This window comes from Shewanella indica (assembly GCF_002836975.1).
In the GTDB taxonomy this organism is placed as follows: Bacteria; Pseudomonadota; Gammaproteobacteria; order Enterobacterales; family Shewanellaceae; genus Shewanella; species Shewanella indica.
Genome location: NZ_NIJK01000023.1, coordinates 22,224 through 30,279 on the forward strand (window position 1 = coordinate 22,224; position 8,056 = coordinate 30,279).

The window sequence follows — 8,056 nt, forward strand, 5'->3', positions numbered from 1 at the left end:
GGAGGGCTTATGGCAAATCAACGTAGGTGGGCTCGGGATGAACTACTGGTGGCTTTTTATCTTTATAGCCACACGCCCTTTGGCAGAATAAGCCAGCGTAACCCAGAAATAATCCAGATAGCCGAACTCATGCAAAGGTCGGCCTCATCGCTATCGATGAAGATGGCTAATATTGCCAGCTGTGACCCCAGCATCACCTCTACAGGTCGCAGGGGACTCCCTGGTGCTTCTAGAGCCGACAAAACCATGTGGCAAGAGATGACCCAGGACTGGGAAACCTTCTATCTCAAAGCTTATGCTGCCCACCTGCAGTTAACACAATCCTCTGAGCCACAAAATGTAAAGTCCGCAGGGACTGACGATTTTCACGGTAGGGAAAGAGAGACGCTGACTAAGACCAGAGTCGGCCAACAAGTATTTAGAAGCTCGGTTTTGAGTGCCTATGATTTTCGCTGTTGCATAACAGGATTAGACATTCCAGAGTTACTGATTGCCAGCCATATAGTGCCTTGGAGCCAAGAGCCTAACCAACGTCTCAACCCCTGTAACGGCCTGTGTCTTTCCAGCTTGCATGACGCCGCTTTTGACAAAGGCTTGATCACCTTGAATTCCCATCTGGAGTTGCTGCTATCCCCTAAACTCCTGACGAAAAAAAATCGATATTTGAGTGACAGTTTTGAGCGCTTTGAAAACCAGCCGATTCGTCTACCAAACAAGTTTGCCCCGGCAGAAGAATATCTAGCCCTGCATCGCCAGCAGATTTTCCAGACAATATCGTAAAGGAGACCTCTCACCGCCCCTTTTCAGAGACGGCGAGATGCTCAAACCAAGCACGCCTTTAGGGCCTCGCTCTGCTGCAATAAGCTGAGATAGAGGGTGAACTGGTTGGCGGCTCTGTCCAGGTTGTGACCTTCGCGATGGATATGAAAATACTTATCCCCCAACAGATAGTCGGTAAGGAAACGCACACCTATCATAAGACAAATGACTCTGGCACCCAGCCATAGACTCTGGCGCTCCAGTGGCGTCAACACCTCGCCCAGCTCTGCTAGGTAACCCCGGCAGATGGCGGCAAACACTTCGGGCCTGACTCTGACCTTATCGAGTGCGGTGGAGTCTTCGGCCTCGGGCGAGCAGAAGGTTCGCACCATGTCGCCGAAGTCATACATCAAGAAACCCTTCATGCAGGTGTCGAGATCTATGATGGCCATGCTGGACATATCACGCTTGTCGAACAGCATGTTATTGATCTTGGTGTCGTTGTGGCAAATCCGCAGCGGCAAACCGGCACAGGTATCTTCAAGCTCCACAAGCAGCGATTGCTGGGACAAGGCCAACTCGGCCCACTGCCGACAGTGCTGCAGGCGCCCAAGCGGGTCCTCGGCAACCGCCTTGGAAAGAGCTTCGATTCTGCCTGGCAGATGATGAAACTTGGGGATCACATCTTCCAGTTCATGGGGGTCTACTTGGCTCAGGGCGCGGGCGAAATGGCCAAAGGCACGCGCCGCCTGTTCGGCCTCGGCCTCAGAGTGCACCACTTCGATGCTCTGACTGAAAGGCAGATAACTGATGGCGCGCCAGAACCCCTGTTCACCGAGATCCACCGCCAACTGCTGCTCGCGGGTCATCACAGGCCTTATCAGCTGCAGTTGATAGCCGCCTTCAGCAGCACACTGACTCAAATGCTCGCTGACCTTGGCTGCATTGTTAACCAAGGCGTTGGGCGCACGGAATACTTGAGTGTTGATCTTTTGCAGCACAAGTTCATCATCGGAGCTGCGGATCAGAAAGGTGTCGTTGATATGACCATTACCCAGCGGGCTGATTTTGGCATTGTCAGGGATCCCGAAATGAGGCAGCACCTGCTGCCGAATAAGTTCAAGCACCCATTAACTCCTGTAATTGCTGTTTCACCCGGGCGGCATCCTGGGGATATGTCACTCCCAACCAGGCCTCGCGGGCGGTTTCCACCCTGACACTGCGGGTGGCAAGGTTTTGCTGTTGCTGACACGGCTCTGGGTCTGGCTGCTCGATTGCATTTTGCACTATCGCAGGCAGATAACACTCGGCTTTAAGGTCATCACCATGGGTTGCCAAAAAGCGTCTGAGCCCTTGTTCCAGTGCGGTAAATATATTCGCCGAAAAGCCCCAGCAGGTCATGGATACCAAGGCATCGGCGGCTATCGGCCGGCGTTCACCCTGAAGCTCTCCCTCAAGGCCATGGGTGCCTGGACGAATATCGAGCCACTCCTGCACCGAAGTCAGGTAACCCTTCCCATTGACCTCACACAGGCCACGATTCACCCCGCCATGCTCGGACAAGGTCAGTCCCAGCGGCCAGGCCACCATCATCCATTCATTGGGATATTGCCTAAGCCCTTCGGCCAACTGCACAAAGGCATGATCGCCATAATAATCATCTGCGGTGATCACTGCCATGGGGCCATCGACCAGATGCCTGGCACTCCAGAGGGCATGCGCCGTGCCCCAGGGTTTTTGCCTGTTACTGTGGCGCTTTGTGATATCCCCTGTCTGCCTTGCCGATACCGGCTGTGGCAGATCGTCCAGCGTCTGATAACAAAGATGCCACTCAAACCCGGAAGGCAGGAAGTCGCTTAACTGGCGACGGATCTCGCTTTCAAGCTCAGGACGGATAACCAGCACCGCACGGGCAAACCCGGCCTTGATGGCCGAGCGTAACGCCAATTGCAGCATGGTTTCCCCATTGGGCCCCAATGCCGCCAACTGTTTATCACCGCCAAAACGGCTTCCCAGCCCGGCGGCCATAATCACCAGAGTTAATTTTGTATCCATAAACTGTCGAATATGCCGCGAAGAAAGCCGAGCCGAAAGAAGCGAGGCAGTATAACAGAACCACAGCTCTGATGAATCAAAGCTGTGGTTAACCGTACGCCAATATACACCCTATTCAATAAACTGCCGAAAGGCCGGAACAGAACCTAATGCCGCCTGACTGCCCTTGAGGCTGAAGTCATAACCGCAGAGCTTAACCGAGCCCCGCCGCGCCATATCCTGAACAATCACCTGACTGTCCAGAGGGCTGAAGGCCGCTTCTACCTTGCCGTTATCGCCGATAACGACCGACATGGGACGGTAGCCAGTGCCATTGTTAAACACCAGCTCGGCGCAGCGGCGATCGCCCTTGGCGGTAGCCAGATCCCACAAGGGGCCTGGGGCGTCAGTATCGCCAAGCCAGCTCATACGCAGCAAGTCGCCATCAAGCGACAGGCTGAAGCTGTCCGGCAGGCGCACTGTCACCCTGTCGGAAGTTTCGGCCGCAATTTCAGTAGTCTCACGGCCTGATGCATCATTAGGCTCAGCCTGAGGCCACAGCAGCCATATGATAAATCCCAAACCAAGCAGCGCTGTGACCAGAGCGGCTATGGCAAAACCCTTACGCTGGACGGCCGAGAGGCTGCCAAGCCGCTGCCAAAGTTGCATTACGGCATCGCGCCAGGAGAGCAGCAATACCGACAAGGAGCCAGTGCGGTCGACCTCATCATCAAACCCAGACTCAGCGCTATTGACCTTATGCCGGGCTTGCTTATCTGTATGCCAACCAGGCTCTGTATTTATCTCGGAGGCATCGCCATCACTCGGCGCCGAGTCAAAATAACGGCTGCGGCCAGGTCCATAGGAGATGGCATCATGACTGAGGTCATGGACGGCGTTATACTCAGCAGCGCCGCGCTCGGCAGCATACCCAGGCGCAGGTTCAGGTTCAGGTTCAAGAACTGAAGCGCCGCCCAGGGTTGGCTCGACCCTTCTTATCTTGTTTTTGCGTGGAGCGCTCAAAGGCACAGGGCCACAGTATCCCTGCACATAGTCTCGCTGGCTGCGGGCGCCGCGGCCGCGATTCCCTCCAGGCAACAGTGCCAAACCTGTATGCAGCGCCAAAGCCAGTACCAGGGCTCCTATCAGGTAACTGCCTTCCTGGCCGCTACCTAAGGTCAACAACAGAATAAGCCAAGGCAGCAGAGCTATCAGTGACAACCAGGGATTAAGGCCACCGTCACCCAGGCGACGACGACAACTGAGCAGTAATACCGGTGCCAGCAAAATCCCGGGTAACCAGATGAAACTACCGCCACCGGAAAGTAGCCCCAACACGAGTAGTAAAAAATAAACGGCGCCACTGATGGCCGCATGTCGCAGACCATTGTCGTAACCCTGAATACAGATGAGCGATTTATACAGCACAGAACCCCTTAAAAAATCGGCCGACTTATTGATGGCAGACTAACGAATTTGATGGCAATTGTCAGCGCCACTGGCATGGCAGCGTTGCCTGCCTATATAATAGCTGCCCTTAAGGAAGCTGCCTTGAACTCCTGTTCAATCCAGAATAACGGCAGACCAGAGTTCGTAGCTTCCCTCATTAATCACCGATTTTTTGCAACCAAAGACTTGGAACCCAAATATTATGAGCGCACGCGGAAACCTCTTTATTGTCTCGGCCCCCAGTGGAGCGGGCAAATCGTCACTGATTGCAGCCCTGCTGGCCAATAAACCGGCCGACAAACAAGTTTCCGTATCGCACACCACCCGCCAGCCCCGCCCGGGAGAGGTTAACGGCCAGCACTATCATTATGTGTCGGTGGAGGAGTTCAAGGCGCTGATTGCCGAAGAAGCCTTCTTCGAGTGGGCCGAAGTCTTCGGTAACTTTTATGGCACTTCCCGCAAGGTCATTGAAGAAACGCTTGAACGGGGCATAGATGTGTTCCTGGATATCGACTGGCAGGGTGCCCAGCAAGTGAAGAAACTGATGCCCGAGGCCATCGGCATCTTTATTCTGCCACCGTCCCGCGAAGAGCTGGAGCGCCGTCTGACCGGTCGCGGTCAGGACAGCAGCGAAGTCATCGCCTCCCGCATGGCACAGGCAGTATCAGAAATGTCGCACTATAAAGAGTATGATTTCATCATAGTCAACGACGATTTTGAGACTGCACTGGGGGATCTGAGCGCAATCATTCGCTCACAACGCCTGACTCGTGCTAGTCAAATTAATACTCACAATGATATGCTTAAGGGTCTGTTGGCAGATTAATTGCCTTCGTGTACAATTTTGCGTCATTTTTTCCATTCAAATCACTGGAGTTTCAACACATGGCTCGCGTTACTGTAGAAGACGCCGTTAAACAAATCGGCAACCGTTTTGATATGATCATGGTTGCGGCGCGTCGTGCCCGTCAGATCGCCGTCCAGGGTAAAGATCCTTTGGTTGAAGAGCAAAACGACAAACCCACTGTTATCGCACTGCGCGAAATCGAACAGGGACTGGTTAACTCAGCGACTCTGGATGCCGATGAGCGTCAGAGCGTACGTGAGCGCGAAGCAGCTGAAATTGCTGCCGTGGCAGCGATTGCAGAAGGTAACTCTTCACTCTAAGGCATATTCTTAGGAGAACAGCCACTTGTATCTGTTTGAAGGTCTCAAGGAGTCTGCCGCCAGTTATCTGGAGCCGGAGCAGGTAGAATTACTCAAGCAGGCCTATCAGGTGGCGCGTGATGCCCATGAAGGGCAGATGCGCACCAGTGGCGAACCCTATATTACCCATCCGGTTGCGGTTGCCCGCATCCTGGCCGAAATGCGTCTCGACCATGAGACGCTGATGGCCGCCCTGCTGCACGACACCATAGAAGACACCCAAGTTACCCATCAGGATCTGGCCGAACTGTTCGGCGCCTCGGTGGCGGAGCTGGTGGAAGGTGTCTCCAAGCTAGACAAGATCAAATTCCGCGACAAGAAAGAGGCCCAGGCGGAAAACTTCCGCAAAATGATGATGGCCATGACCCAGGATATCCGGGTGATCCTCATCAAACTGGCCGACCGCACCCACAATATGCGCACTCTGGGCGCCCTGCGGCCCGACAAACGTCGCCGCATTGCCCGCGAAACCCTGGAAATTTACGCCCCCATCGCCAACCGTCTGGGTATTCACAATATCAAGACAGAGTTGGAAGATCTCGGCTTTCAGGCCTATTACCCCATGCGCTATCGGGTACTCAAAGAGGTGGTTCGTGCCGCCCGCGGTAACCGCAAGGAACTGATCCAAAGCATAGAAACCGCCATTCGTACCCGCCTGGAAGATGTGGGTATCAAGGGCAAGGTCAAGGGTAGGGAAAAGAACCTCTATTCCATCTACAACAAGATGCGCAGCAAAGAGCTGCAATTCCAGGAAGTGATGGATATCTATGCCTTCCGCCTGATAGTGGACTCCATAGACACCTGTTATCGGGTGCTCGGAGTGATGCACGGCCTCTACAAGCCGCGCCCGGGCAGATTTAAAGACTATATCGCCATTCCCAAGGCCAACGGCTATCAGTCGTTGCATACTTCGCTGTTTGGTCCCCATGCGGTCCCGGTGGAAATTCAGATCCGTACCGAAGACATGGACCAGATGGCCGATAAAGGGGTTGCGGCACACTGGATGTACAAGAGTGGCCAGACCGGCGCCTCGGGTACCACTACCCAGCTGCGCGCCCGCAAATGGATGCAAAGCCTGCTGGAACTGCAGCAGAGTGCTTCCACCTCGTTTGAATTTGTTGAAAACGTCAAGACAGAGCTGTTCCCGGAAGAGATCTATGTATTCACTCCCGAGGGCCGCATTCTGGAACTGCCGGTAGGCGCCACCGCGGTGGACTTCGCCTATGAGGTGCACACAGATGTGGGCAACACCTGTGTCGGCGCCCGGGTCAACCGCCAGGCCTATCCGTTGAGTCAGCCGCTGATTTCCGGGCAAACGGTCGAGATCATCACCGCCAAGGGTGCCCGCCCCAACGCCGCCTGGCTCAACTTCGTGGTTACCGGCAAGGCCCGCGCCAAAATCCGTCAGGTGCTCAAGAGCCTCAAGCAGGACGAAGCCAGCACCCTGGGTAGGCGTCTGCTGAACCATGCACTGGGCGAAACCAAGCTGGAACAGATAGATCCGGCGCAGATAGACAAGGTAGTCAAAGACACCAAACACGCCGATCTGCAATCACTGCTGGCCGACATAGGTCTTGGCAATGCCATGAGCATAGTCATAGCCCAACGCCTCAAGGGCGACAAGATAGAGCCGCAGAAGCAGCATGATGAGCACAAGCTGATGCCGATCCGCGGCGCCGAAGGCATGCTGGTTACCTTCGCCAACTGCTGCCGCCCCATTCCTGGGGATGCCGTGATTGCTCACGTGAGCCCGGGCAAGGGCCTGGTGGTGCACATGGAAAACTGCGCCAATATCCGCGGCTATCAGGGCGAGCCGGACAAGTATATTCCGGTGCAATGGGATGCCGTCGATGGGGTCGAATTCCAGGCCAACCTGAGGGTCGAAATCGTCAACCATCAGGGCGCGTTGGCGAAGATCACCAATATCATTGCCGCCGAAGGCTCCAATATTCACAATCTCAGCACCGAAGAGCGCGATGGCCGCGTCTATCTGATCAACCTGCGCATCTCGGTTCGCGACCGGATCCACATGGCAAATGTTATGCGCCGAATCAGGGTACTGCCCGAGGTTCTGCGTACATCCCGTAACCGTTGATAACAGAAAAAGAGAGAGCGTTATGGCAGAGAAGATCATCATAGCAACAGACAAGGCTCCCGCCGCTATCGGCACCTACTCCCAGGCAGTCAAAGTGGGCAGCACTGTCTACCTGTCCGGGCAGATCCCGCTGGACCCAGCTACCATGGCACTGGCCGGTGACGACTTTGAAACCCAGGTTGTACGGGTATTCGACAACCTCAAGGCCGTCTGTGAAGCTGCCGGCGGTTCCATGGCCGATATCGTCAAACTGAATATCTATATGCTGGATCTGGGCAACTTTGCCACGGTCAACGAAATCATGAGCCGTTACTTCAACCAGCCTTACCCGGCCCGCGCCGCCATCGGCGTGAAAGAGCTGCCAAAGGGTTCTCTGGTCGAGATGGACGGTGTGATGGAACTCTGATTCCCCTCCCCAATACAGGGCGCTACGGCGTAATGCCGATCAGTTAAGACAGATCGCTTGACGATCTCACTGAAAGGATCAAAATCCGATGACCTCATGTCATCGGA

At 54.8% G+C, this 8,056-nt stretch carries 8 protein-coding genes; 5 read left to right on the forward strand and 3 right to left on the reverse strand.

What is annotated here, in order from left to right:
- Positions 1-9 precede the first annotated feature (9 nt).
- The gene (locus CX650_RS05675; RefSeq protein ID WP_101095248.1) at positions 10-780 is read left to right on the forward strand and encodes an HNH endonuclease; all 771 of its coding nucleotides are present in this window, start codon (positions 10-12) and stop codon (positions 778-780) included.
- 41 nt (positions 781-821) lie between these two features.
- On the opposite strand, the gene CX650_RS05680 is transcribed toward CX650_RS05675, so the two are convergent.
- From CX650_RS05680 to CX650_RS05690, 3 genes are all read right to left on the reverse strand, one after another.
- The gene (locus CX650_RS05680; RefSeq protein ID WP_101095249.1) at positions 822-1,886 is read right to left on the reverse strand and encodes a phosphotransferase enzyme family protein; all 1,065 of its coding nucleotides are present in this window, start codon (positions 1,884-1,886) and stop codon (positions 822-824) included.
- Complete coding sequence (locus CX650_RS05685) at positions 1,879-2,814, reverse strand: NTP transferase domain-containing protein (RefSeq protein ID WP_101095250.1); 936 nt, start codon at positions 2,812-2,814, stop codon at positions 1,879-1,881. The genes CX650_RS05680 and CX650_RS05685 overlap by 8 nt, the downstream gene beginning before the upstream one ends.
- A 111-nt stretch (positions 2,815-2,925) precedes the next feature.
- Complete coding sequence (locus CX650_RS05690) at positions 2,926-4,221, reverse strand: hypothetical protein (RefSeq protein ID WP_101095251.1); 1,296 nt, start codon at positions 4,219-4,221, stop codon at positions 2,926-2,928.
- A 223-nt stretch (positions 4,222-4,444) separates the two neighbouring features.
- Between CX650_RS05690 and gmk the strand changes: the two genes are divergently transcribed.
- Genes gmk through CX650_RS05710 form a run of 4 tightly spaced genes read left to right on the forward strand, consistent with a single transcriptional unit; the run spans position 4,445 to position 7,949 of the window.
- On the forward strand, positions 4,445-5,068 hold the full coding sequence (gmk, locus tag CX650_RS05695; protein ID WP_039034660.1) for a guanylate kinase: 624 nt from the start codon (positions 4,445-4,447) through the stop codon (positions 5,066-5,068).
- A gap of 59 nt (positions 5,069-5,127) precedes the next feature.
- The gene (rpoZ, locus tag CX650_RS05700; RefSeq protein WP_025010112.1) at positions 5,128-5,409 is read left to right on the forward strand and encodes a DNA-directed RNA polymerase subunit omega; all 282 of its coding nucleotides are present in this window, start codon (positions 5,128-5,130) and stop codon (positions 5,407-5,409) included.
- Positions 5,410-5,434: 25 nt separating this feature from the next.
- Positions 5,435-7,543: a bifunctional GTP diphosphokinase/guanosine-3',5'-bis pyrophosphate 3'-pyrophosphohydrolase gene (gene spoT / locus CX650_RS05705; RefSeq protein WP_028780077.1), complete on the forward strand. Its 2,109-nt coding sequence runs from the start codon at positions 5,435-5,437 to the stop codon at positions 7,541-7,543.
- A 22-nt stretch (positions 7,544-7,565) separates the two neighbouring features.
- Positions 7,566-7,949, forward strand: a complete 384-nt coding sequence (locus CX650_RS05710; protein WP_025888534.1) for a RidA family protein — start codon at positions 7,566-7,568, stop codon at positions 7,947-7,949.
- Positions 7,950-8,056 lie beyond the last annotated feature (107 nt).

Bases quoted from the DNA above. Each gene is read 5' to 3' on its own strand.
- CX650_RS05675 (WP_101095248.1), top strand. From the start codon at position 10: ATGGCAAATCAACGTAGGTGGGCTCGGGATGAACTACTGGTGGCTTTT.
- CX650_RS05685 (WP_101095250.1), bottom strand. From the start codon at position 2,814: ATGGATACAAAATTAACTCTGGTGATTATGGCCGCCGGGCTGGGAAGC.
- gmk (WP_039034660.1), top strand. From the start codon at position 4,445: ATGAGCGCACGCGGAAACCTCTTTATTGTCTCGGCCCCCAGTGGAGCG.
- rpoZ (WP_025010112.1), top strand. From the start codon at position 5,128: ATGGCTCGCGTTACTGTAGAAGACGCCGTTAAACAAATCGGCAACCGT.
- CX650_RS05710 (WP_025888534.1), top strand. From the start codon at position 7,566: ATGGCAGAGAAGATCATCATAGCAACAGACAAGGCTCCCGCCGCTATC.